The sequence below is a fragment of the Amycolatopsis sp. NPDC101161 genome (genome assembly GCF_044768185.1).
Classification (GTDB): Bacteria; Actinomycetota; Actinomycetes; order Mycobacteriales; family Pseudonocardiaceae; genus Amycolatopsis.
Genome location: NZ_JBIWPI010000004.1, coordinates 178,081 through 199,964 on the forward strand (window position 1 = coordinate 178,081; position 21,884 = coordinate 199,964).

Below are 21,884 nucleotides of genomic sequence, written 5' to 3' on the forward strand. Positions count from 1 at the left end.
CGTCAGGCGGCGCTGACCAGCTCACGCCGCTCTTCGCGGACCCGCGTGCCCACGCTCACCGCGGCCACTGCCAACAGCAGCCACACCGCCACCACCGCGATCAGCCACGGCCAGCCCGCGTGCCCGTACACCCACGCTCCCGCGGCCCCTCCGACGCTGCTCCCCAGGTAGTACGTCGCCGTGTACATGCCGCCCACCTGGCCGCGCGCGTTCTCCGGGGCGTCCGCCGCCGCCCAGCCGTTCGCCACCGCGTGCGCCGCGAAGAACGCGCACGTCAGGACCAAGAACCCCGCGATGACCAGCGGTAACGCGTCCGGCAGCGTCAGCGCCGCGCCGACGGCCGTCAGCAGCAGCGCGCCGATCAGCGCCCGGCGGCGGCCGACGCGGGCCACCAGGCGTCCGGCCGCCGCCGAGGACACCGAGCCCGTCGCGTACGCCAGGAACACCAGCGACGCGATCGCCGGCGACAGGTCCAGCGGGTCGCCGGTCAGCCGGAACCCGGCCGCGTTGTAGAGCGCGACGAACGAGCCCATCGCCAGCAGCGCGACCGCGTACTGGGCCAGCAGCACCGGCTTGCTCAACGCCGTGACCAGGCCTTTCGCGACGCCGCGGAGCTGGGCGTCCCCGCGGGGCCGGGTGCCCGGCGGCAGCGTCACGACCGTGATGGCCGAGCAGATCGCGCCCACGCCCGCGACGACGAACAGCGCGCCGCGCCAGCCGAGCGGTCCGGCGGTGAACCCGCTGGCCAGCCGGCCGAGCATGCCGCCGATCGTGTTGCCCGCGATCATCGCGCCGACGGCCGCCGCGACGCCCGCGCGGCCGAGCCGTTCGGCCAGGTACGCCGCCGCGACGCCGGGGAAACCCGCGATGGCGACGCCCTGCAGCGCGCGCAGGACGAGCAGCGCCGGGTACGTCGGCATCAGCGGCAGCAGCAGCCCGAAGACGACGGACGCGATGACCGACGTCAGGATCACCGGCCGCCGGCCGACTACCTCGGACAGCGCGGCGATCGGCAGGACGGCGATGGCGAGCGCACCGGTCGCGACGCTGACCGCGAGCGCCGCGCCGCCGGGGTCGAGGTGGTACTGCGCGGCGAGCTGGGGCAGCACCGGCTGTGGTGCGTAGAGCAGGGCGAAGGAGGAGATCCCGGCCGCGGCGACGGCGGTCTTGACTCGGCGCGTGGAGGTCACCACCTGAAAGTAAGCAGGCCTAACCAATACGTCTAATGCGTTGAACTGGCATTATCGATGCGGTGACGTATGACTCGCTGTCGGCGCAGGTGGCGCCGCACCTGCCGTTGCTGGCCGCGCTGCGGGAGACGAGGAACGTCACACGCGCGGCCGAGCTGCTGGGCGTACCCCAGCCGACGGTGAGCCGCCGGCTCGCGGCGCTGGCCGACGCGCTGGGAGCGCCGCTGACGGTCCCGGACGGCCGCGGCATCCGGCTCACGCGCGCGGCGGAACTGCTGGCGGAGGCGGCCGAGCGCGGACTGGCGGCGGTCGAGAGCGGCGTCCGGCTGGCGCGCGAGGAGGTGGCACCCGAGTCGGGGCACGTGGTGCTGGGGTTCCTGCACCTGCTCGGGCGGTCGCTGGTGCCGTCGCTGCTGCGCGGCTACCGGGCGCGGTTCCCGGGCGTGCGGTTCACGCTGGTCCAGGGCTCGCGGCAGGACATGGTCGACAGGCTGGCGGACGGCGAGCTGGACCTGGCGCTGGTGGCACCGCTGCCCTCGGTGCCGTCGCTGGCCTCGGCGGGCCTGGTGGACGAGGAGATCCTGCTGTCGGTCCCGGCGGGCCACCGCCTGGCGGGGCGCCGCTCGGTGCGGGTGGCGGAGCTGGCGTCGGAGGAGTTCGTGCTGCTGGAGCAGGGCTACGGGGTCCGGACGCTGACGGACGAGCTGTGCGCGGCGGCCGGCTTCACGCCGCGGATCGCGTTCGAGGGGCAGGAGTCGGACACGGTGCGCGGGCTGGTGGCGGCGGGGCTCGGGGTGGCGCTGCTGCCGCGGTTCGGCCCAGGGACGCCGGCGGGGGTCGCGGAGGTGCCGCTGGAGCCGCGGCCGTACCGGACGATCGGGCTGGTGTGGCGGGCGGAGGAGCCGATGACCCCGGCGGTGGCGGGGTTCCGCGACCACGTCCTGGCCACCGCACCACCCGGTCGTGAGTGAGAAACAGTGTTCTAACCCTGTTTCTCACTCACGACCTCAGGTGAGGGAAGCCGCCAGCTCCACCAAGGTCCGCGCCGCGAAGCCCGTCGCCCCCGGCACCACGTCGTCGTAGTTCTTCTCGGACCTCGCCGGGCCCGCGATGTCCAAGTGCGCCCACGGCAAGCCCTCGGTGAACTCCCTCAAGAACAACGCCGCCGTGATGCTGCCCGGGCCCGCCGGGGTCTGGCGCACGTCGCCGAACTCGCCTCGGACGTTCTCCGCGTAGTCCTCCACCAGCGGCATTCGCCACCACGCCTCGCCGACCCGCGCGCCCGCCTCGACCACCGCCGCGGCCAGCGATGAGTCCGAAGCGAACAGTCCGCCCGTTCGCAGCCCCAGCGACACCTTCATCGCTCCGGTCAGCGTCGCCGCGTCCACCACCACGTCCGGGCTGAACCGGCGGATTCCGTACGCCAGCGCGTCGGCCAGGACCATGCGGCCCTCCGCGTCCGTGTTGCCGACCTCCGTCGTCTTGCCGCCGTAGTGGCGCACGATGTCGCCCGGCCGGTACGACGACCCGGACACGTGGTTTTCCGCGCACGGGACCAAAGCCGTCACCCGGATCGGCAGACCGAGCGCGGCGATCGCCCGCGTCGCCGCGATCACCGCCGCGCCGCCCGCCATGTCCGTGCGCATCAAGTGCATCCCGTCGGCCGGCTTGATCGACAGGCCGCCCGTGTCGAACGTGATGCCCTTGCCGACCAGCAACAGGTGCCGGGACGCGCCCGACGGCTTGTAAGCCATCTCGATCAGCCGCGGCGGCCGCGCCGAACCGCCGCCGACCGCCAGGACGCCGCCGAAACCCTGGGCCGCCAGCCACTTCTCGTCGTGGACGGCCACCTCGACGCGGGGACCGGCCACCCGGGCGGCCGTGTCCGCCAGCCACGCCGGCGTCTTCACGTTGGACGGCGTGTTCGCCAGGTCGCGGGTCAGCGCCGTCGCCGCGGCGAGCACCGACGCGCGGGACACCAGCTCGCCGAGACCCGAATCGGACGTCACCAGCCGGACCGTCCGCACGGAAGGCGCGGGGTCGGAACCCGTCACCTTGAACTTGTAGCCACCCAGCAACAGGCCCAGCGCCAGCTCGGTGACGTGCTCGCCGGCCGCCTCCTCCGGCAGCTCCAGCTGCACCGCGCGGAATGCCTTGCCGCCGTGGTCGACATCGTCCGCCAAAGCCGCGTTCACCGCGCGGACCAGGGCCGCGCCCGCCTTCCGGTACTGCTTCGGCTCCCCGTCGCCCAGGCCCGCGACCCAGCGGGGACCGTCGGCCGGGACCGTCTGCACGTCGCCCGCCTTGCCGGTGATCCGGACACCGCCGATCTCCAGCGGCTCGGACTCGACGTCGTCGGCCGGTGCGGTCACCAGCCGGGCCGTCGGGGCGCCGCGGCGGAGGTCGCCCGCGACCTCGATCTCGAGCAGGTTGGTCGGAACGGGGGGTAGCGGATTACGCACAGTGAGCAACCTTCGGGCGCAGAGGAACCGCGACCCCGGCCTCCGAAGGGAGACCGGGGTGCGACGGAAGGACGGTTCGGGGGGATCGGCTAGCCGGTGACCTCCGCCAATGCGGCGCCGAGGTCCTTCGCTTCTTCCGCGGAAAGTTCGACGACGAGTCGCCCACCACCCTCGAGCGGTACGCGCATCACGAGGCCCCGCCCCTCCTTAGTCACTTCGAGGGGACCATCTCCGGTCCGGGGCTTCATGGCCGCCATAGCGTGCTCCCTCCGTCTCAACCGGCGCGCCCGGGTCGCGCTCGCGTGAAAGCCAGCCGGGTCTGGCGTCCATTGTCCCTCATCAGCGGCCGGGCGCATCAGCGGACCGATCTTTTGCCGCCGTATCGGTGCTGGTATGCGGCTCGCACCGGATGAAAGACTGTCGGACGACCGACGTTTCCGCGCAAGGAGAAGACGTGACCACATCCGACGTCCTGTTGTCCGCCGACGCCGACGGGGTGCGCACCCTCACGCTCAACCGGCCCCAGGCGTACAACTCGCTGACCGTCGAGCTGAAAGAAGCACTGCTCGCGGCGTTGCGCGAGGCGGCGGACGACGAAACCGTCCGCGCGGTCGTGCTGACCGGATCCGGCAAGGCGTTCTGCGCCGGCCAGGATCTGAAGGAGCACGTGGGGCTGCTCCAGGCGGGTGACCCCGCGCCGCTACACACGGTGAAGGAGCACTACAACCCGATCGTCAAGGCGATCGTGTCGATGGAGAAGCCGGTCATCGCGGCGATCAACGGCACCGCCGCCGGCGCCGGGGCCGCGTTCGCCTACGCCAGCGACCTGCGGATCGCCGCCGAGTCGTCGTCGTTCCTGATGGCCTTCGCCAACGTCGGGCTGGGCCCGGACTCGGGCGCGTCCTGGACGCTGCAGCGGCTGGTCGGTTACGGCCGCGCCGCCGAGCTGATGCTGCTCGCCCGGACCGTGGACGCGGCGGAGGCGCTGCGGCTCGGCCTGGTCGGCGAGGTCGTGCCGGACGAGGAACTGCCGGCCCGCGCCCAGAAGATCGCGGCGAAGCTGGCCAACGGGCCGACGGTCGCCTACGCGAAGATCAAGGCCGTGCTCAACCTGGCCGCGCAGTCGACGTTCGAGGAAGCCCTCGACGCCGAGGACGCCGCCCAGACCGCGCTCGGCGCGACGGCTGACCACAGCGAGGCCGTCGAGGCCTTCGTCGGCAAGCGCAAGCCGAACTTCCAGGGCAAGTGACGTCGTGAGTGAGAAACAGGGTTAGAACCCTGTTTCTCACTCACGAGGCCCGGAAGCAGCCCTTGACGTGGTCGTCGACCATGCCGGTGGCCTGCATCAGCGCGTAGCACGTCGTCGGGCCGAGGAAGACGAAGCCGCGCTTCTTCAGCTCCTTGGCCATCGCCTTGGACTCGTCCGTGATCGCCGGGACGTCCGCCATGGTGCGAGGACGCCGATGCGACGAAGGCGCGAACGACCACAGCAGGTCGTCCAGCGGCGTGTCCAGCGACGCGATCGCCTTGGCGTTGTTGATCGCCGCCAGGATCTTCGCCCGGTTCCGCACGATCGACGCGTCCTGCATCAGCCGCTCGACGTCGGCGTCGCCGAACTTCGCCACCTTCGCGGGCTTGAACTGCTTGAACGCCTTCCGGAAGCCCTCCCGCTTGCGCAGGATCGTGATCCACGAGAGCCCCGACTGGAACGACTCGAGGCACAGCCGCTCGTACAGCTCGTCCTGCCCGTGCAGCGGCGTGCCCCACTCTTCGTCGTGGTACGACGCGTAGTCCGGCGTCGAATTGCCCCAGCTGCACCGCGCGACGCCGTCGGCGCCGAGAAGCTCACTCATCCCCACCCACCGAATAGTCCTCCGCGAACCGCGCGAACCGCCGCAGCGACTGGCGCACCCCCAGCGCGAACGCCGGCCGCACGACCGGCCAGCCGAGCCGGCCCAGCGGCCCGAACGGCAGCCGCAGGTGCTCGGCCCAGACGAACGTCGAGCGCGTCGCGCCCTTCGGCACCACCTGGAACACACCCGTGCCCTGGACGACGCTGCCGAGGTGGCGGACGCCGCACCGCACCGGCGGTTCCCAGCTGGTGATCTCCATCGTGTCCGTGAACCCGATGCCGGCCACCCCGGTGAACGCCGCGAGCCGCGTGCCGACGCTGCGGCCGTTGCCCTCGACGACCTCGACCTCGGTGCCGAGCATCCACTCGCCCTGGCGGGTCCAGTCGGTCAGCGCGAGCCAGGTCGTCCCGGCCGGCGCGCGGACGTCGACCGACAGGATCAAATCGGTCACTGGGCGCCTTCGGGCGAGCTCTCCCGCTCGCGTTCGCGCTGCTCCAGCTCCGCGACCCGGGTGCGCAGCTCGTCGAGCTCGACGCCGAGGCGGCGCATCACCCAGTCCACTTCGGACATCTTGTAACCGCGCAGCACCAGCTGGAACCGGACCTCGGTCAGGTCCTCGCCGGTGATGTCCTCGGCGGGCAGCCGCGTCGGCGAGCTGCCCGGGGGCAGCGGGGCGAGCTCCTCACCCCGGCCGAAGACCACCGCGGCGAGCAGGAACACCACGGCGGCCACCAGCAGCATGACTACGAGGTAGATCAGCGCGGTCGTCACGCGACGATCGTGGCATACCCGCCCCAGGATCGTCTCGCGAGCACGACGAGCCGCAGCGAAAGCAGCACCCAGGCGACCATCAACAGGACGCACGGGACGCTCAAGAACAGCCTCGAGACGTCGACCAAACCGGTCGAGCCGATGACCAGCCCGACCGAGGCGAGGTTGATGCCGACGGCCAGCGCGATCAGGACGCCGCAGAACCGGGCGAGCCGGACGGCGTCGAGGCGGCGGCTGAGCCAGCGGGTGCCGAGCAGGGCGATCAGGCCGATCACCGGCACCACGAAGACGGCGCCGTGGGTGGCGTGGGCGATCACCTTGTACCACTCCGGCGTGGGCGTCGACAGCTTCGTCCACTCGCCGAAGGTGAGGATCCGGGCGTAGTCCCAGGACGCCTGCATCAGCGGGACGCCGATGACGAGCTTCCACAGCGTCCGGACACCGCTGAGCATGCCGAGCTCGGCCTGGTAGTCGCGAGCGACGACGGCCGCCGGGCCGAAGTCGGCGACCGCGCGGCGTTCGGCGTCCTCGTCGTCCCAGCCGCCCGCGCGGTAGGCGTCGGCGGCGTCGTGCAGCCCGTCGCGGGCCTCTTCGAGGAGGTCGGCCTTGAACTTGCCGCAGCCGTGCAGCCGCCGGTCGAGGTCCCCCAGGTACTCGTCGATCATGCGCCCAGCACTCCCCCGATGACCGTGGTGAACTCCCGCCACTCGGTGCGTTCGGCGGCCAGGGCCTGCTCGCCGGAGCGGGTGAGGCGGTAGGTGCGGCGCTTGCGGCCGGAGACGACGTCCCATTCGCTGCTCAGCCAGCCGGCCCGCTCCAGCCGGCGCAGCGCCGGGTAGACGGTGCCGGTGGGCAGGTCGAGCGCGCCGTCGCTGCGCAGCTGGAGCGCCTCGATGATCGCGTAGCCGTGCAGCTTGCGGCCGTCGAGCACGGCCAGCAGCAGCGCGTCGAGGTGGCCGCGCAGGGTGTCCGCCTTCATGAGTACGCAGTCTACACGTCGCCTTGCTACATGTAGCCAGGCTATGTGTAGCCTGGCTACATGAACGCTCTCCCGGTCGCGAGACTCCAGTTCGCGACGACGACTTCGTTCCACTTCCTGTTCGTGCTGCTCACGCTGGGGTTGGTCACGCTGGTGGCCGTGATGCAGACGCGCTGGACGCTCGGCGGCAAGCCCGAGCTGTTGCGGATGACGCGCTTCTGGGGCCGCCTCTACGTCATCAACTACGCGCTCGGGATCGTCACCGGCATCGTGATGGAGTTCCAGTTCGGGCTCACCTGGACCGGGCTGTCCGCCTTCGCCGGTGACGTCTTCGGCGCACCGCTGGCCATCGAGACGCTCGTCGCGTTCTTCCTCGAGTCGACGTTCCTCGGCCTGTGGATCTTCGGCTTCGGGCGCCTGAACAAGTGGCTGCACCTGGCGTTGCTGTGGCTGGTGACGCTGACCGCGTACGCGTCGGCGCTGTTCGTCATGGTGGCCAACTCGTTCCTGCAGAACCCGGTCGGCAGCCGGCTCGAAGGCGGCACACTGCACCTCGACGACTTCGGCGCGCTGTTCTCGAACCCCGCGCTGATCGCGTCGCTGCCGCACGTGCTCAGCGCCGCTTTGGTGACCGGCGGGTTCTTCGTCGTCGGCGTCAGCGCCTGGCACTTCCTCAAGCGCACCACCGAAGTCGAGTTCTTCGGCCGCTCGATGCGGATCGGTGTCATCGCGGCGCTCGTCGGCTCGATCTTCGTCGTGAACCAGGGCTTCGCGCAGTTCGGCCAGCTGAAGATGTACCAGCCGGACAAGCTCGACGAGAACGTCGTCGGCATGCCGCTGGGCGCCATGATCGGGCTCGGGTTCCTGATGTTCGTCTGCGCGATCCTCGGCACGCTGCTGCTCGTCCGGAACCGGCTCACGAAGGCGCGGTTCCTGCACTACCTGATGGTCGCGGCGATCCCGTTGCCGTTCCTCGCCGCGATCATGGGCTGGCTGGTGCGCGAGCTCGGGCGGCAGCCGTGGCTGGTCTGGGGGAAGCTACGCACCGCGGACGCGATCGCGGGCGTCCCGGCCGGCCAGATCCTGTTCTCCTTCATCGCCTTTTCCCTGCTGTTCGCCGCGCTCGCGGTCGCCGACTGGGTGCTCATGGCGCGCGTCGCCAAGCGCGGCCCGGACCCGGTCGACGAGCCCGCCGAGCTGCCCGTCCTGAGCGGAGTCTGACCGATGGCGACTTTCTGGTGGTGCGTGCTCGGCCTGCTGACCTGCGGGTACTTCGCGCTGGCCGGCTACGACTACGGCGTCGGCATGCTGCTGCCGGCGTTCGAGGGCGACGAGCGGAAGCGGCGGCGGACGCTCGGCGCGCTCGGGCCGTTCTTCCTGGCCAACGAGGTGTGGCTGGTGGCCGCGGTCGGCCTGCTCTTCGGCGCGTTCCCGCACCTGGAGGGCAAGGTGTTCGCGGGGGCGTACGTCCTGGTCGTGACGCTGCTGCTCGGCTTGGTCACGTTCACGGCGTCGCTGCAGCTGCGCAGCCGCCGCCCGGACGCGCCGCGCGGCGCCTGGACGGCGGGCATCGTCGGCGGCGCGCTGGTGACGGCGCTGTCGTGGGGCCTGTTCCTCGGCAACCTGGTGCTCGGCCTGCCGCCGGTCGCCGACGTGCTCGCGTTCTTCAACCCCTACGCGGCGCTGTGGGGACTCGGGTTCGTCGCGCTGTTCTGCCTGCAGGGCGCGGCGTTCCTCGCGGTCCGGGCCCCGGCGGAGCTGACCGGCCGCGCGGTGCGGCTGGCGCGCGCGTTCCTGCCGCCGGTGTTCGCGTTCCTGGTGATCGCGACGGGCTGGGGGTTCTTCGCGCTGCACGGCGTCTCGGCGCTCGGCGTGGGTGCCGTCGCGCTGGCTTACGCCGCACTCGCCGTGTCTTGGCTCGGCTTGCGGATCCGGCGGTACCGGGTGGCGCTCGTCGGGTCGATGGTGCTGTCGGCGTGCCCGGCGCTGCTGGCCGGGACGCTGCGGTTCCCGACGGTGCTGGTGTCTTCGGGCTCCGCGCTGACCGTCGGCGACGCGGCCACGGCGTCCGGGACGTTCGCGGTCCTGAGCTGGTTCGCCGCCCCGGCGCTGCTGGTGCTCCTGGCGGTGCAGTGGCTGACGTGGCGCGCGCACCGGCATCCCGTCGACCAGCGTTCGCTGCTGCACTTCTAGGAGTTCTCGTGCCTGCTTTGCCCGGACTCCGGCGGTACTTGGCCGTGCTGGCCGCGCTCGGCGTGCTCTCCGCGGTCGCGGTGCTGCTCCAAGCCGAAGGGCTGGCCACGCTGCTCACCGGCGGCGGGGTGTCCCTCTTCCTCGTCACGGCCGTGCTCGGCCGGGTCGCGCTCACCTGGGGCCACGGTGTCCTCAGTGGACGGTTCGCGGCCTCCGTGCGCGGCGGCCTCCGGCGGCGGCTGCTCGGCTCGTCACCGGAGCGCGCCGGCGTCGTCGCGACGCAGGTCACGCGGGGCGTCGACGCGACGGACAGCTACCTGAGCGGGTACCTGCCGTCCCTGGTCGTCTCGGTGGTGGTGCCGATCGCGGTGGTCGTGCGGCTGTTCACGACGGACCTCGTGTCGGCGCTGGTCGTGGCGGCGACGCTGCCGCTGATCCCGGTGTTCGCGGTCCTCGTCGGGAAGCACACGGCCGCGCGGACTTCGCGGCAGTGGTCGCTGCTGCTCAAGCTGGGCGGGCACTTCCTCGACGTCGTGCGCGGGCTCGGCACGCTGAAGGTGTTCGGGCGGGCGGCGGCGCAGGCGGCGACGGTCCGGTCGATGGCGGCCGCCCACGCCGACGCGACGCTGAAAACGCTGCGGGTGGCGTTCCTGTCGTCGCTGGTGCTGGAGCTGGTCGCGACGCTGTCGGTCGCCCTGGTCGCCGTGCCGATCGGGTTCCGGCTGCTGTCCGGTTCTCTCGACGCCCGGACGGCTCTGCTGGTGTTGGTGCTGGCGCCGGAGGCGTACCTGCCGCTGCGGGCGGCGGGCGCGAAGTTCCACGCGGCGGCGGAAGGGTTGACGGCGTTGCGGGAGGCGCTCGCGGTGCCGGTGGTCTCGTCGCGCTCGGCTGTCTTCACTCGACGGCGAGGTGCCCCTTCGGTGGTCTTCGAGCGGGTGTCCGTTTCCTACGAAGGCGTTCCCGCTCTGTCCGAAGTGGACTTCTCGGTCCCCGCCGGTTCGCGGGTGGCTCTCGTCGGGCCCAGCGGGTCGGGGAAGAGCACGGTGCTGGCTGTGTTGCTGGGGTTCGTGCCGCCGTCTTCGGGGCGGGTGCTCGTGGACGGTGTGGACCGGCGTTCCTTGTCCCCTTCGGACTGGCTGGCCGACGTGGCCTGGGTCCCGCAGCGGCCGACGCTGTTCCGGGGAACGTTGGCGTCGAACATCTCCCTGGGCTCGCCGGCCGACGTGCCCGCGGCGGCCCGGGCGGCCGCGCTGGACTCGGTGGCCGCGGGGCTGCCCGCCGGGTTCGACACGCCGATCGGCGAGCTGGGCGAGGTCCTGTCGGCGGGTCAGCGGCAGCGCGTCGGGCTGGCCCGGGCGCTGGCGCGGACTTCGGCCGGACTGGTGCTGCTGGACGAGCCGACGGCCCGGCTGGATTCCCGCACGGAGTCCGCGGTGCTGTCGGCGACGCGACGGTTGCTGCCGGGCCGCACGGCGGTGCTGGTCGCGCACCGGCCGGCGATGGTCTCGCTGGCGGACCGGGTGCTCGAGCTGCGCGACGGGCGCGTGGGCGCGGAGGTGGCGGCGTGAACGTCTGGGCTCTGTCCACAAGGGACGTCGTTCGCCTGCTCCGCGCCGCCCTGCTCGGCGCCGGCGCCGAACTCGCCGCTCTCGCGCTGATGGCCACCGCCGCGTGGCTGCTCCTGCGGGCCGCCGAACAGCCGCCGCTCGGCGCCCTGACCGTCGCCATCGTCGGCGTCCGAACCCTCGCCCTGCTTCGCGGCGGTCTCCGGTACGCCGAACGGCTCGCCGGGCACGAAGTCGTCCTGCGCTGGCTCGGCGCCCTCCGGACCCACGTCTACCAGGCGCTCGTGCCCGGCTCGCGGTTCTCCGGCGGCGACCTCGTCACCCGGCTCGTGTCCGATGTGGACGCTCTACAGGACGCCGTCCTGCGGTGGCTGCTGCCGGCTGGGGTGGCCGCGCTCGTCGGGACCGCCGCCGTCGCGGTGACGCTGACCGCGTCCGTGTCCGCCGCCGTCGCGCTCGCGGGCGGGCTGGCCGTCGCCGGAGTGCTGCTGCCGTGGCTGGTCGTCCGGATCACCCGGCGGGCCGCTCTGGACGACGCTCCGAAACGGGCCGAACTCGCCGAACGCGCGGTCGAACTCGTCACCGGGCACCGGGAACTCGTGGCCGCCGGGGCCCTCGACGAACACCTCGCCGGGGCGACCGGCGTCGTCGACGAAATCACCCGCAACGAACGGACCGTTTCGTACAAAACTGCTGCAGCGGCCGCCGCCGGGGTGCTCGTCCAGCTGGTCACCACCGCTGCCGTCGCGCTGCTCTGCCACGCCTCCGTGCCGTGGACCGCGGCCCTCACCCTCGGCGCGTTGACGACGTTCGAGGTCGTCCTCCCGCTGATCGGCGCCGCCCGGCGCGTCCCCGAGATCCGCGCGTCGGCCGCCCGCGTGAAGGCCGTCCTCACCGCGCCCGCCAGGCCGGAAGGCACTCGATCAGTCCAAACAGGACACTTCACGCTCCGGGACGCCGGCGTCCGATACCCCGGTCGCGCGCCCGCGTTGCAGCACCTCGACCTGGACCTGCCGCCCGGCAAGCGCGTCGGAATCCTCGGGCCCAGCGGCGCCGGCAAGACGACCCTCCTGCGGCTCCTGCTCGGCAGCGAGACGCCCACGGACGGTCGAGTCCTCCTCGACGGCCACCCGGTCGGCGAGTACGCCGACCTGCCGCGGATCATCTCGGGCGCCGAAGCCGACGCGCACGTCTTCCACACGACCGTCCGCGAGAACCTGCTGCTCGCCAAGCCGGACGCGACCGACGACGAGCTGGCGGAAGCCTGCGCGACGGCCGATTTCGACCTCGGCCTGGACCGCGAGACCGGCCCGGACGGCGACGCGCTTTCCGGCGGTCAGCGCCAGCGGCTGATCCTGGCCCGGGCCGTCCTCGCGGCGCCGGAGGTCCTGGTCCTCGACGAGCCGGTCGAAGGCCTCGACCCTGCCCACGGCGACGCGGTCCTCGCGAAGGTGCTGGCGAAGGCGCGCGGCAGCGTCGTCCTCGTCACCCACCGGCCCGAGCACCTGGCCGGCTTCGACGAGGTCGTCACCCTCGAGGACGGGCGAGCACTTCCCGCATCGGCGGCCGGTCGGCGACCCTCACGTCCGTGATGTCCGGCAGCCACTCCTCGTCGACCTGCACGAACTGCGTGAACGGCGCGTCCGCGGCCGGGACACCGCAGCGCGCCAGCGCGGTGCCGAGGATCTGCCGGGACATCGTGCCCAGCTGCAGCAGCGACCGGTTCCGGTGCTTGCGTACGCCCAGGTTGACCTGCGCGAGCCCGTCGAGGCCGTAGCGCGCCTCGGCGTCGAGCAGCAGTCCGATCTCGACGCCGTAGCCGGCCGCGAACGGCACCGACTCGAGGAACTCGCGCGTGCCCGCGTACTCGCCGCCGAGGGGCTGGACCAGGCCGCCGAGCGCCGGGCGCAGCGCCGAGAGCACCGGCCGGGCCAGCAGCTCCGTCACGCGCCCGCCGCCGGAGCTCTCCAGCCGCAGGGGACGGCGGTAGAAGCCCTTGACCAGGTGGACGCCGCTTTCGGTGACGAGCGGCCCGAGCAGCGACGGCACGAACGCCGGGTCCGGGTCGACCAGGTCGGAGTCGAGGAACACGACGATGTCGCCGCTGGTCGCGGCCAGCGAGCGCCACAGCACCTCGCCCTTGCCGGGCACCGGCGGCAGGTCCGGCAGGACGTCCTCGCGGCGCACCACGCGCGCGCCGGCGGCCTCGGCCGTTTCGGCGGTGGCGTCCGTGGAACCCGAGTCCATGACCACGAGCTCGTCGACGACGTTCCCGACCAAGGGCCGCACGGACGCGACGACGTCACCCACGGTCCGCTCTTCGTCCAGCGCCGGTAGCACGACCGAAACCGTCCGGTCACCCTTCGCGGTCACGATGTCCCCGGGCGTCCACCCGGGCTCCTGCCACGTACGCCGCTCGAACCAACTCACGAGTAACGATCGTGCCATGCTGGTGGCACCGCATCCGAGGAGGAGGACCACTTGATCGCGCTGCTTGTCCGGTTCGTGCTGGGCCCGCTGGCCAGGGCGGTGTACCGGCCCGAGGTCCACGGCGTGGAGAACGTCCCGCTCACCGGCCCGGTGCTGCTGGCGGCCAACCACCGCGCCGCCCTCGACACCGGCGTGATCACGTTCGCGACCCCGCGGCAGGTCAAGTTCCTCGGCAAGGCGGAGTACTTCACCGGCAAGGGCCTCAAGGGCAAGCTGATGGCGGGCTTCGTCGGCGGCCTCGGCTACATCCCGGTCGAGCGCGGCAACGCCCAGGCCGGGCTGGCGGCGTTGGAGGCGGCCCGCAAGGTCCTCGACGCGGGCGGCGTGTTCGCGATCTACCCGGAGGGCACCCGCTCGCTGGACGGCCGGCTGCACCGGGGCCACACGGGCGTGGCGGCCCTGGCACTGGCGACGGGCGCGAAGGTGGTGCCGGTCGCGCTGACCGGCACGGAGGGCCTCCAGCCGGGCGGGGCGAAGATCCCCCGCCGCGCGAAGATCGCCATCACCTTCGGCAAGCCGCTGGACTTTTCGCGGTACGAGGGCCAGGACTACTCCCCGGCGATCCGCCGCTCGGTCACCGACGAGGTGATGTACCAGATCCTGGAGCTCTCGGGGCAGGAGTACGTGGACACCTACCACAAGCGGCCCAGCGAGGGCGTCGCTTAGCCGACGACTGCCATGAGCGAGCTGGTGATGTTCGCGAAGCTGTACTTCGGCGCCAGCGGGCCGCGCCAGTCACGGCCGATGACCAGCTTGCGGCCGGCCTGGTAGTAGTTGTAGCCGATGTTCTCGTACAGGGCCCAGAGGTCGCCCGTCCGGTTGTACGCGTACTGGAACTTGTCGTTGAACACGTAGCCGTTGATCGCCTTGGTCAGGTCGGACGAGCCCAGCTGGAAACGGGCCCAGTGGCCGGTGGCGTCGGCGTTCTCCCAGGCGCAGAACCAGCCCACCGGGCAGTCCTGCCAGGAGCTGACCGTCGCGTAGCCGCTGGTCTCCGCGGAGGCGGGCGCGGCGGCGAGGGTCAAGGCGGCCACGGGGGCCAGCAGGACGGCCGCCAGCCGCCGGACCGCGCGCTTGCTCGACTCGATCATGGTGGGTTCCTCCCCTTCGGTTCACCCCCACCACGCGCGGACCGGGCCGCCGGTTTAGACCGTCACCACGGCACCGGGCCCTCGTCGTCGACGAAGGTGCCCGTTGGGCCGTCTGTTCCGATCGTCGCCATCCGGACCGCCGCCACCGCGCCCTGCGCCGGTGTCCGGAAGCCCGCGTGACCGTTCAGGTCCGTCGCGCAGTAGCCCGGGCAGACCGCGTTCACCAGGATGCCGTCGCCGCGCAGCTCCCTCGCGTACTGCAGGGTCAGCGACGTCAACGCCGTCTTCGACGGGGTGTAGCCCGCCGAGATCGGCAGTTGCGTGGCGAGATCGGCGTTCCGGGTCAGGGACGCGCCGCTGCTGGAGACGTTGACGATGCGCGGCGCGGCCGACCGGCGCAGCAGCGGCAGCAGCGCGTTCGTGACCGTGATGACGCCGAAGAAGTTCGTCTCGAAGATCGTGCGCAACGTGCCCACGTCGGCCGTGCTGGGGTTCTGGTGGGCCAGGTCGGTGCCCGGCGGGCGGGCGATGGCGGCGTTGTTGACCAGCACGTCGAGCCGGCCGTAGCGCTCTTCGAGAGCGGAAGCCGCCGCGGCGACCGAAGCGGGGTCGGTGACGTCGAGGACCACCGAGTCCGCGCCCAGCTCCGCGGCCGCCTTCTCGCCCAGTTCCGCGCTGCGCGCGCCGATGACGACGGTGTGCCCGAGGGCGGCGAGCTGGGCGGCGATCTCGCGGCCGATGCCCTTGTTCGCGCCGGTGACCAGAGTGATTTCGTTCATGGCTCCAGCACACCAGCGAACCGTCCGCGCGAGCCAACACCGATGCCGCATCGGCCGATACTCTGGTGGTATGGAGACGCGGGAGCTCGCGTATTTCGTCGCCGTCGCCGAGGAGCTGCACTTCGGCCGCGCGGCACAGCGCCTCGGCATGGCGCAGCCCCCGCTGTCACGCGCCATCCAGCAGCTCGAACGCCGCATGGGCGTGCCGCTGCTGAACCGCACGAGCCGCGGCGTGAGCCTGACGCCCGCGGGCGCGGTTTTCCTTGCGGAGAGCCGCAAAGCGCTCGACGCGGTGGACGCCGCGGTGCGCCGGGCGCAGCGTGCGGGGCAGGAAGCGCCGAAGCTGCTCGTGGCGATGAAGCCCGACGGCGACGCCGGCCTGCTGGAGCGGATCCTGCCCGGTTACCGGGCCGACCCGGACGCGATCGAGGTCGAGGTCGTCGTGGGCGGGATCGGCGAGCAGTCCCGCATGCTGCGCGACGGCCGCGTCGACCTGGCGTTCCTGCACGGCCCGCACGACGACTGCGACGGGTTCGACACCGAGCTGCTGCTGGAGCAGGACCAGGTGGCGATGCTCGCGCGCGGGCACCGGCTGGCCGACCGCGCGGCGCTGGTCATGGCCGATCTGGACGGCGAGCCGTTCCCCCGGTGGCCCGGCAGCGACGTGCGCGGGCCGGAGGTGCGGGACGCGGGGCAGCTGCTCCAGCTCGTGGCGCTGGGCCAGGTCGTCGCGGTGGTCCCGGAGTCGGCCCGGCGCCACGTGCGGTCGGACATCGTGTGCTTGCCGATGCTCGACGCGCCCCGGACGTCGGTGCTGCTGGCGTGGCCCGACCGGACGTGCTCGCGCGCGGTGGCGGCGTTCGTCCGGGCGAGCACCGACGTCAGATCCCCGGCGGTTCCTTAGCCCACTTCGGCGGCGCCGGCGGCTCGTACGTCTCGAAGGCGTCCAGCAGCGCCGCCGGGTCGGCGTCCGCCATCAGGAGCTTCCGGTAGTCCTCCTTGACGAATCCCTCCGTCACCATGTGGTCGGCGAATGCCAGCAGCGGCCCGTAGTAGCCGTCGACGTCGACCAGGCCGATCGGCTTGCCGTGCAGGCCGAGCTGGGCCCACGTCCAGACCTCGAACAGCTCCTCCAGGGTCCCCGCGCCGCCGGGCAGCGCCAGGAAGCCGTCCGACAACGCCGCCATCTTGGCCTTGCGCTCGTGCATGTCCTTCACGACGTGCAGTTCGGACAGTCCGGCGTGCGAGATCTCGACGCTCGAGAGCGCCTCCGGGATCACGCCGATCACCTCGCCGCCCGCGGCCAGGGCCGCGTCCGCGACGACGCCCATCGTGCCGACGCTCGCGCCGCCGTACACCAGGCCGATGCCGCGCTGGGCCAGGAGCTTGCCCAGCGCCGCCGCCTGCTCGGCGTAGCGCGGGGAGAACCCCATCGACGAACCGCAGAACACGCAGATCCGGCTCATCAGTGGGTGTCCTCCCAGGCCTGGTAGGACACCTGGACCACCCGGACGGCGTCGTCGATGTCGTCGGTGACGTGCAGCAGGTCCAGGTCGTGCGGGCTGATCTTGCCCTCGGCCAGGACGGAGTTCTTGATCCACTCGTACAGGCCGCCCCAGTAGGCGCTGCCGAAGAGCACCACCGGGAACTTCGTGACCTTCTTGGTCTGCACCAGCGTCAGCGCCTCGAACAGCTCGTCGAGCGTGCCGAAGCCGCCGGGGAGGCAGATGAAGGCCTGCGAATACTTGATGAACATCGTCTTGCGGGCGAAGAAGTACCGGAAGTTGACGCCGAGGTCGACCCACGGGTTCAGGCCCTGCTCGAACGGCAGCTCGATGCCGAGTCCGACGGAGAAGCCACCGGCCTCGGCCGCGCCGCGGTTGACCGCCTCCATCGCGCCCGGGCCGCCGCCGGTCATCACCGCGAAGCCGGCGTTGGCCAGCGCGCCGCCGATCTTGCGGCCGAGCTCGTACTCCGGGTTGTCGCGCTTGGTGCGCGCCGAGCCGAACACCGTGACCGCGCGCGGGACCTCGGCGAGCGCGCCGAACCCCTCGACGAACTCGGCCTGGATCCGCAGGACGCGCCACGGGTCGGTGTGCACCCAGTCGCTCGGGCCGCGCGCGTCCAGGAGCCGCTGGTCGGTGGTGCTGCCCTGGTCGCGGCGGTCGCGGCGCAGCACGACCGGGCCCTTGTGCCGCTCCACCGGGCGTTCGGGGTACTGGCCGTCCGGCCATTCAGACTGTTCGCTCACTACGCCATGCTACGGCCTCGCCGCCAGCGAAAATGCGAGCAGCGCCGTGGAGGTGAAGTCGATGGCCGGCTCGTTGCCGGGCCGTGAACCGAGGCCGTCCGCGTAGCGACTTCCCTGGCCGTCGAAGGATTCATACGGACGGGTGCATTCCGTCGCGCCCGCCGGGAACGGCAGATCGGCGAAGTTGCCGGCGCCGTTCACGACCGCGCCGTACCGCACTTTGGAAGGTCCGGCGAGGTTCGCGGCCGGCGGCGTCGAAGTCGGTGATGTCGGCGGCGGTCCGGAATGGACTCTTCTTCGCGGGCTCGACGCCCGCGTCCAGCTGGCGGCGCAGGTCCGCGGCCGGCGAGGTTAGGCGACAGCACGAAACCCAGTTCGGCCAGCGGCCGCAGTGGTTCGACGATTCGTCGCCGCCCTCGCCGGCGATCTTCGGCTCGGCGCCCCGGGCGGTCCAGAGTGGACAGACCGAGGCCGAAAACGTTCGGGTAGCGCGTAGCCGACTTGGTCGACGCGCACCTCGGCCGGACGCGAGCGCTATATGTCCGTTTCCCGGACTTAACAGGTGATGACCTACCGTGGGGAGATGACCGAACCGCTCGGCGCGCGGATCCGGCGGCTGCGCACCGACCGGGGGTGGACCCAGCGCGAGCTGGCCGAGCCGGGCTACGACCGGGGCTTCCTCGCGAAGGTCGAGACGGGCAGCCGCCCGCCGTCGGAGGAGATGCTGGCCTACCTGGCGCGGCGGCTCGGGCTGACCGTCGACGAGCTGCGGTTCGGCCGGCCACACGGCATCGCCGACGAGCTGCGCGCGGCGCTCGACGAGGGGTACCGCGACCTCGAACAAGGCCGGATCGCCGTCGCGGAAGAGCGGTTCGCGTCGGTGGCGCGGCAGGCCGCGGGCTACCGCCTCGACGACGTCGAGTGCTACGCGCGGTTCTGCCGGGCCGAGGTGAAGTGGCAGCTGTTCGACGTCTCGGGCGCGCAGAAGGACCTGGAGCACGCGGAGGAGCTGGCGGAGGCGGCGCCGCCGTGGCTGCGGGCGATGATCGTGCACCGCTGGTCGGGCTGCCGGTACCTGAGCGGCGACGCGGGCACGGCGATCGCGCGCGTCGAAGAGGCCCTGCAGGCTCCGGACCTCGACCCGGACGCCGAGTTGTGCCTGCTCAGCGCGTTGATCCACCCGTTGATGGAGATGGGCGGGCTGCACCGGGCCGAGCGTGCGGCGCTCGACGGCGTCCGGCTGACGCGGGTGGCTTCGCGGCCGGACTTCGTCGCGCGGTTCCACCGGCAGGCGTCGCAGGTGTGGCAGGCGATCGGGCAGCCGGAGCGGGCCGAGCAGGACCTGATCGAGGCGTGCCGGCTGTTCGCGTCGGTGGGGTTCGACCGCGACGCGGCCCGCTGCCGCTGGGCGCGCGGGTACCTGCTGCGCCGGCTGGGGCGACTGGAGGAAGCGCGTTCGGAGCTGACGGCGGCGCGCGACCAGCTGGCGGCGATCGGGTCGGAGGAGGGCGTCGCGGGCGCGACGGTCGAACTGGCCGAGGTCCGGCTCCGCCAGGGCGCGCCCGCGGAGGCGGCTTCGCTGGTCGCGGAGGTGTGGCCGCTGCTGGCGCGCGATGTGGAGGGGCTGGCGGAAGCGACGGGGTTGCGCGGGCAGATCGCGCAGGCCCAGGGGGATCTGGAGACGGCGACCCGGCTGTTGCGCGAGGCGGCGGAAATCCAGACAGGGGCGTCGCTGCACGGGGCCGCGCTTTCGACGGCGCTGCGGCTGGGTGACGTGCTCCGACAACGTGGTCATGTGGACGAGGCCATCGAGGCCTACCGGCGAGGTCTGGACTCGGCGGCGGGCACCGAGGGCTGATCGGCCGGACCACTGGGCTCAGTGGTCCGGACCAAAACCAAACTCCCTACCAAAGTTGGTGAATTGGTTCAGACCAGTCGTCAACCCCGTCGTTTCCTGCGGTTTCGTCCACAACGCCGTGATCTTCACGCGCCCCCGCTAGGCCGTTCGGCCCATTGACCGGCGGACGACCGGAACCTTTACTCGGACGCGTCCGGCGCAATAACAGCAGTTATTCCGTCGGTCACACTCCCCGCGTTCCCCGGAAAGGTGCCCCATGAGATCCCCACGAGGGCTGGCGGCGATCGCCGGCCTGGCCCTGACCTTCGCAGCGGTGCCGGCGATCCCGGCCGCCGCCGCCCCCGCACCCGCCGCCCCGCCCGAAGCGCTCGCCGCCCGGGCCGCCGACCAGGCCGCGCTCAGCGGCGTCGACCGGCTCGCCAAGGGCGCCGGTGAAGCCTTCGTCCGCACCGGCGTCACCCCCGGTGGCGGCGGCCTCTACTACGCCTCCTACCAGCGCACCTACCACGGCCTGCCGGTCGTCGGCGGGGACGCGGTCGTCGTCGCCGACGGCGCCGGGCGGGTCCGCGGCACCGAAGCCGCGCGCACCGCCCCGATCACCGTGAAAACCCAGGCCACGCTGAACGCCGATCAAGCGGCCGAGATCGCCAGGACCAAGGTGTCCACAGTGGACAGCGCGACCGCGCCGAAGCTCGTCGTGCTCGCCGGGGACGCCCCGAAGCTGGCCTACGAGGTCGTCGTCTCCGGGCACGACCAGGCCCACCCGACCAAGCTGCACGTCTTCGTCGACAGCGCGACCGGCCAGGTCCTCGACACCCGCGACGACGTCCGCGAAGCCGGCACCGGCAACTCCTACTACGCCGGCACCGTCTCGCTCGACACGTCCGGCTCGGGCAGTTCCTACTCGATGACCGACCCGGCCCGCCGCGGCATCGCCTGCGGCCGCGAGGGCGGCGCGATCTTCACCAAGAGCACCAACACCTGGGGCAACCGGTCCGGTACCGACCTCGAAACCGGCTGCGTCGACGCGCTCTACAGCGTCCAGACCGAGTGGAAGATGCTCGGCGACTGGCTCGGCCGCAACGGCATCGACGGCGCCGGCGGCGGCTTCCGCGCGAGCGTCGGCCTCAACGACGTCAACGCCTACTGGGACGGCTCGTCGACGCACTTCGGGCACTCGCAGGACAACCAGCGCCAGGCGACGCCGATGGACGTCGTCGGCCACGAGTTCGGGCACGCCATCTTCCAGACGACCCCGGGCGGCGCGGGCTCCGGCAACGAGAACGGCGGGCTCAACGAGTCCACCGGCGACATCTTCGGCGCGCTGACCGAGGCGTACGCCAACAACCCCGTCGACACGCCGGACTTCACCGTCGGCGAGGGTGTCAACCTGACCGGGACCGGCCCGATCCGGTACATGTACAACCCGTCGCAGGAGGGCGACCCGAACTGCTACTCGTCCTCGATCCCGAGCACCGAGGTGCACGCCGCCGCCGGGCCGCAGAACCACTGGTTCTACCTGCTCTCCCAGGGCAGCAACGCCTCGCCGGCCAGCCCGACGTGCAACGGGAGCACCGTCACCGGCATCGGCATCCAGAAGGCCGGCAAGATCTTCTACAACGGACTGCTGAAGAAGACGTCCTCCTGGAACCACAAGGCGGCCCGCAAGGCCACGCTCGAAGCCGCGATCGCGCTCTTCCCGGGCAGCTGCACCGAGTTCACCGCCACCAAGGCCGCGTGGGACGCCGTGAGCGTCACGGCCGTCAGCGGTGAGCCGACCTGCAGCGGCCAGCCGCCCGCGGGCAACGACTACTCGCTGACGCTGTCGCCGACGGCCGCGTCCGTCCAACCCGGACAGACCGCGACCACCACGGTGACCACCCGGGTCACCTCGGGCAACGCCCAGACCGTCTCGCTGCTGGCGACCGGCCTGCCCGAAGGCGCGAAGGCGACCTTCAGCCCGGCGAGCGTCCAGTCCGGCGGCACCGCGACGCTGACCATCACCACCTCGGCGACCACGCCGAACGGCACCAGCCAGGTGACGGTCACCGGCGACGGCACCGACGCCGACCACACCGCGCAGTTCTCGCTCACCGTCGGCACCGGCACCCCGCCGACCGGCTGCGCCGGCCTCGCCGAGTGGGACTCCGCGAAGGCGTACGTGCCCAACGACGTCGTCGGCCACAACGGTCACAAGTGGACGTCGCTGTGGTACTCGACCGGTGCCGAGCCCGGCGCGCCCGGCTCGTGGGCCGTGTGGAGCGACGCCGGCGCCTGCTGATCCCGGCCGCGGGGGGGGGGGGGGGGGGGCCCCCCCCCCCCCCCCCCCCCCCCCCCCCCCGGGGGGGGGGGGCCCCCCCCGCCGGCCGGGGGGGGGGGGGGCACAGGGGCCCGGGGGGGCG

At 72.3% G+C, this 21,884-nt stretch carries 24 protein-coding genes; 10 read left to right on the forward strand and 14 right to left on the reverse strand.

Annotated elements, in window-relative coordinates:
* Positions 1–2 precede the first annotated feature (2 nt).
* Entirely contained in the window at positions 3–1,190 is a 1,188-nt protein-coding gene (locus ACIRSS_RS28270; RefSeq protein ID WP_400900090.1) for an MFS transporter, read from the reverse strand.
* A gap of 62 nt (positions 1,191–1,252) precedes the next feature.
* On the opposite strand from ACIRSS_RS28270, the gene ACIRSS_RS28275 reads away from it, so the two are divergent.
* The gene (locus tag ACIRSS_RS28275; protein WP_400900092.1) at positions 1,253–2,161 is read left to right on the forward strand and encodes a LysR family transcriptional regulator; all 909 of its coding nucleotides are present in this window, start codon (positions 1,253–1,255) and stop codon (positions 2,159–2,161) included.
* Between the two features lie 36 nt (positions 2,162–2,197).
* Here the strand turns inward: ACIRSS_RS28275 and ACIRSS_RS28280 are convergent, their stop codons facing one another.
* Together ACIRSS_RS28280 and ACIRSS_RS28285 are read right to left on the reverse strand one after the other, a co-directional pair.
* The gene (locus ACIRSS_RS28280; RefSeq protein WP_400900094.1) at positions 2,198–3,652 is read right to left on the reverse strand and encodes a leucyl aminopeptidase family protein; all 1,455 of its coding nucleotides are present in this window, start codon (positions 3,650–3,652) and stop codon (positions 2,198–2,200) included.
* Between the two features lie 89 nt (positions 3,653–3,741).
* Positions 3,742–3,909 (reverse strand): DUF3117 domain-containing protein, encoded by a 168-nt coding sequence (locus tag ACIRSS_RS28285; RefSeq protein WP_013222969.1) that lies wholly within the window; start codon positions 3,907–3,909, stop codon positions 3,742–3,744.
* 197 nt (positions 3,910–4,106) lie between these two features.
* Between ACIRSS_RS28285 and ACIRSS_RS28290 the strand changes: the two genes are divergently transcribed.
* On the forward strand, positions 4,107–4,901 hold the full coding sequence (locus ACIRSS_RS28290; protein WP_400900096.1) for an enoyl-CoA hydratase-related protein: 795 nt from the start codon (positions 4,107–4,109) through the stop codon (positions 4,899–4,901).
* Positions 4,902–4,941: 40 nt separating this feature from the next.
* Here the strand turns inward: ACIRSS_RS28290 and ACIRSS_RS28295 are convergent, their stop codons facing one another.
* From ACIRSS_RS28295 to ACIRSS_RS28315, 5 genes are read right to left on the reverse strand one after another with little or no spacing between them, the layout of a single operon-like run.
* Positions 4,942–5,505, reverse strand: a complete 564-nt coding sequence (locus tag ACIRSS_RS28295) for a DNA-3-methyladenine glycosylase I (protein WP_400900098.1) — start codon at positions 5,503–5,505, stop codon at positions 4,942–4,944.
* Positions 5,498–5,956 (reverse strand): SRPBCC family protein, encoded by a 459-nt coding sequence (locus ACIRSS_RS28300; protein ID WP_400900100.1) that lies wholly within the window; start codon positions 5,954–5,956, stop codon positions 5,498–5,500. The genes ACIRSS_RS28295 and ACIRSS_RS28300 overlap by 8 nt, the downstream gene beginning before the upstream one ends.
* A complete protein-coding gene (locus ACIRSS_RS28305; protein ID WP_086681665.1) occupies positions 5,953–6,276 on the reverse strand; it encodes a DivIVA domain-containing protein in 324 nt (107 codons plus the stop codon). The genes ACIRSS_RS28300 and ACIRSS_RS28305 overlap by 4 nt, the downstream gene beginning before the upstream one ends.
* Positions 6,273–6,941, reverse strand: a complete 669-nt coding sequence (locus ACIRSS_RS28310; RefSeq protein WP_400900102.1) for a permease prefix domain 1-containing protein — start codon at positions 6,939–6,941, stop codon at positions 6,273–6,275. Before ACIRSS_RS28310 ends, ACIRSS_RS28305 begins: the two co-directional genes overlap by 4 nt.
* Entirely contained in the window at positions 6,938–7,255 is a 318-nt protein-coding gene (locus ACIRSS_RS28315; protein WP_155549185.1) for a helix-turn-helix transcriptional regulator, read from the reverse strand. The genes ACIRSS_RS28310 and ACIRSS_RS28315 overlap by 4 nt, the downstream gene beginning before the upstream one ends.
* Positions 7,256–7,315: 60 nt before the next feature.
* Here ACIRSS_RS28315 and ACIRSS_RS28320 point away from each other — a divergent pair, with 60 nt between their 5' ends.
* The 4 genes from ACIRSS_RS28320 to cydC are packed head-to-tail and all read left to right on the forward strand — an operon-like array spanning position 7,316 to position 12,605.
* Positions 7,316–8,476: a cytochrome ubiquinol oxidase subunit I gene (locus tag ACIRSS_RS28320; RefSeq protein WP_400900105.1), complete on the forward strand. Its 1,161-nt coding sequence runs from the start codon at positions 7,316–7,318 to the stop codon at positions 8,474–8,476.
* A gap of 3 nt (positions 8,477–8,479) precedes the next feature.
* Positions 8,480–9,448: a cytochrome d ubiquinol oxidase subunit II gene (locus tag ACIRSS_RS28325; protein ID WP_400900107.1), complete on the forward strand. Its 969-nt coding sequence runs from the start codon at positions 8,480–8,482 to the stop codon at positions 9,446–9,448.
* 8 nt (positions 9,449–9,456) lie between these two features.
* Positions 9,457–11,016, forward strand: coding sequence for a thiol reductant ABC exporter subunit CydD (gene cydD, locus ACIRSS_RS28330; protein ID WP_400900109.1), 1,560 nt, complete (start codon positions 9,457–9,459; stop codon positions 11,014–11,016).
* Entirely contained in the window at positions 11,013–12,605 is a 1,593-nt protein-coding gene (cydC, locus tag ACIRSS_RS28335) for a thiol reductant ABC exporter subunit CydC (RefSeq protein WP_400900111.1), read from the forward strand. Before cydD ends, cydC begins: the two co-directional genes overlap by 4 nt.
* On the opposite strand, the gene ACIRSS_RS28340 is transcribed toward cydC, so the two are convergent.
* Positions 12,541–13,443, reverse strand: a complete 903-nt coding sequence (locus ACIRSS_RS28340) for a glucosyl-3-phosphoglycerate synthase (protein WP_400900113.1) — start codon at positions 13,441–13,443, stop codon at positions 12,541–12,543. The two genes, cydC and ACIRSS_RS28340, sit on opposite strands and share 65 nt — an antisense overlap.
* A 51-nt stretch (positions 13,444–13,494) precedes the next feature.
* Between ACIRSS_RS28340 and ACIRSS_RS28345 the strand changes: the two genes are divergently transcribed.
* The gene (locus ACIRSS_RS28345; protein WP_400900115.1) at positions 13,495–14,169 is read left to right on the forward strand and encodes a lysophospholipid acyltransferase family protein; all 675 of its coding nucleotides are present in this window, start codon (positions 13,495–13,497) and stop codon (positions 14,167–14,169) included.
* On the opposite strand, the gene ACIRSS_RS28350 is transcribed toward ACIRSS_RS28345, so the two are convergent.
* Both ACIRSS_RS28350 and ACIRSS_RS28355 read right to left on the reverse strand, forming a co-directional pair.
* On the reverse strand, positions 14,166–14,594 hold the full coding sequence (locus tag ACIRSS_RS28350; protein WP_400900117.1) for a peptidase inhibitor family I36 protein: 429 nt from the start codon (positions 14,592–14,594) through the stop codon (positions 14,166–14,168). The two genes, ACIRSS_RS28345 and ACIRSS_RS28350, sit on opposite strands and share 4 nt — an antisense overlap.
* A 62-nt stretch (positions 14,595–14,656) precedes the next feature.
* Entirely contained in the window at positions 14,657–15,373 is a 717-nt protein-coding gene (locus ACIRSS_RS28355) for an SDR family oxidoreductase (RefSeq protein WP_400900119.1), read from the reverse strand.
* Positions 15,374–15,443: 70 nt separating this feature from the next.
* Here ACIRSS_RS28355 and ACIRSS_RS28360 point away from each other — a divergent pair, with 70 nt between their 5' ends.
* Positions 15,444–16,277 (forward strand): LysR family transcriptional regulator, encoded by an 834-nt coding sequence (locus ACIRSS_RS28360; RefSeq protein ID WP_400900121.1) that lies wholly within the window; start codon positions 15,444–15,446, stop codon positions 16,275–16,277.
* Here ACIRSS_RS28360 and ACIRSS_RS28365 read toward each other — a convergent pair.
* Genes ACIRSS_RS28365 through ACIRSS_RS28375 form a run of 3 tightly spaced genes read right to left on the reverse strand, consistent with a single transcriptional unit; the run spans position 16,255 to position 17,825 of the window.
* Positions 16,255–16,839, reverse strand: a complete 585-nt coding sequence (locus ACIRSS_RS28365; protein WP_400900123.1) for a TIGR00730 family Rossman fold protein — start codon at positions 16,837–16,839, stop codon at positions 16,255–16,257. The two genes, ACIRSS_RS28360 and ACIRSS_RS28365, sit on opposite strands and share 23 nt — an antisense overlap.
* Positions 16,839–17,624: a TIGR00730 family Rossman fold protein gene (locus ACIRSS_RS28370; protein WP_400900125.1), complete on the reverse strand. Its 786-nt coding sequence runs from the start codon at positions 17,622–17,624 to the stop codon at positions 16,839–16,841. Before ACIRSS_RS28370 ends, ACIRSS_RS28365 begins: the two co-directional genes overlap by 1 nt.
* A gap of 9 nt (positions 17,625–17,633) precedes the next feature.
* Positions 17,634–17,825, reverse strand: a complete 192-nt coding sequence (locus ACIRSS_RS28375; RefSeq protein ID WP_400900127.1) for a hypothetical protein — start codon at positions 17,823–17,825, stop codon at positions 17,634–17,636.
* 382 nt (positions 17,826–18,207) lie between these two features.
* On the opposite strand from ACIRSS_RS28375, the gene ACIRSS_RS28380 reads away from it, so the two are divergent.
* On the forward strand, positions 18,208–19,482 hold the full coding sequence (locus tag ACIRSS_RS28380) for a helix-turn-helix domain-containing protein (protein WP_400900129.1): 1,275 nt from the start codon (positions 18,208–18,210) through the stop codon (positions 19,480–19,482).
* Between the two features lie 256 nt (positions 19,483–19,738).
* Positions 19,739–21,763 carry a M4 family metallopeptidase gene (locus ACIRSS_RS28385; protein WP_400900131.1) on the forward strand — a complete coding sequence of 675 codons (2,025 nt, stop codon included), beginning with the start codon at positions 19,739–19,741 and terminating at the stop codon, positions 21,761–21,763.
* Positions 21,764–21,884 lie beyond the last annotated feature (121 nt).

Excerpts from the sequence above, each read along its gene's own strand:
- ACIRSS_RS28315 (WP_155549185.1), bottom strand. The coding sequence starts at position 7,255 with ATGAAGGCGGACACCCTGCGCGGCCACCTCGACGCGCTGCTGCTGGCC.
- ACIRSS_RS28355 (WP_400900119.1), bottom strand. The coding sequence starts at position 15,373 with ATGAACGAAATCACTCTGGTCACCGGCGCGAACAAGGGCATCGGCCGC.
- ACIRSS_RS28295 (WP_400900098.1), bottom strand. The coding sequence starts at position 5,505 with ATGAGTGAGCTTCTCGGCGCCGACGGCGTCGCGCGGTGCAGCTGGGGC.
- ACIRSS_RS28310 (WP_400900102.1), bottom strand. The coding sequence starts at position 6,941 with ATGATCGACGAGTACCTGGGGGACCTCGACCGGCGGCTGCACGGCTGC.
- ACIRSS_RS28385 (WP_400900131.1), top strand. The coding sequence starts at position 19,739 with ATGAGATCCCCACGAGGGCTGGCGGCGATCGCCGGCCTGGCCCTGACC.
- ACIRSS_RS28365 (WP_400900123.1), bottom strand. The coding sequence starts at position 16,839 with ATGAGCCGGATCTGCGTGTTCTGCGGTTCGTCGATGGGGTTCTCCCCG.
- ACIRSS_RS28285 (WP_013222969.1), bottom strand. The coding sequence starts at position 3,909 with ATGGCGGCCATGAAGCCCCGGACCGGAGATGGTCCCCTCGAAGTGACT.
- ACIRSS_RS28320 (WP_400900105.1), top strand. The coding sequence starts at position 7,316 with ATGAACGCTCTCCCGGTCGCGAGACTCCAGTTCGCGACGACGACTTCG.
- ACIRSS_RS28380 (WP_400900129.1), top strand. The coding sequence starts at position 18,208 with ATGACCGAACCGCTCGGCGCGCGGATCCGGCGGCTGCGCACCGACCGG.
- ACIRSS_RS28350 (WP_400900117.1), bottom strand. The coding sequence starts at position 14,594 with ATGATCGAGTCGAGCAAGCGCGCGGTCCGGCGGCTGGCGGCCGTCCTG.
- ACIRSS_RS28325 (WP_400900107.1), top strand. The coding sequence starts at position 8,480 with ATGGCGACTTTCTGGTGGTGCGTGCTCGGCCTGCTGACCTGCGGGTAC.
- ACIRSS_RS28360 (WP_400900121.1), top strand. The coding sequence starts at position 15,444 with ATGGAGACGCGGGAGCTCGCGTATTTCGTCGCCGTCGCCGAGGAGCTG.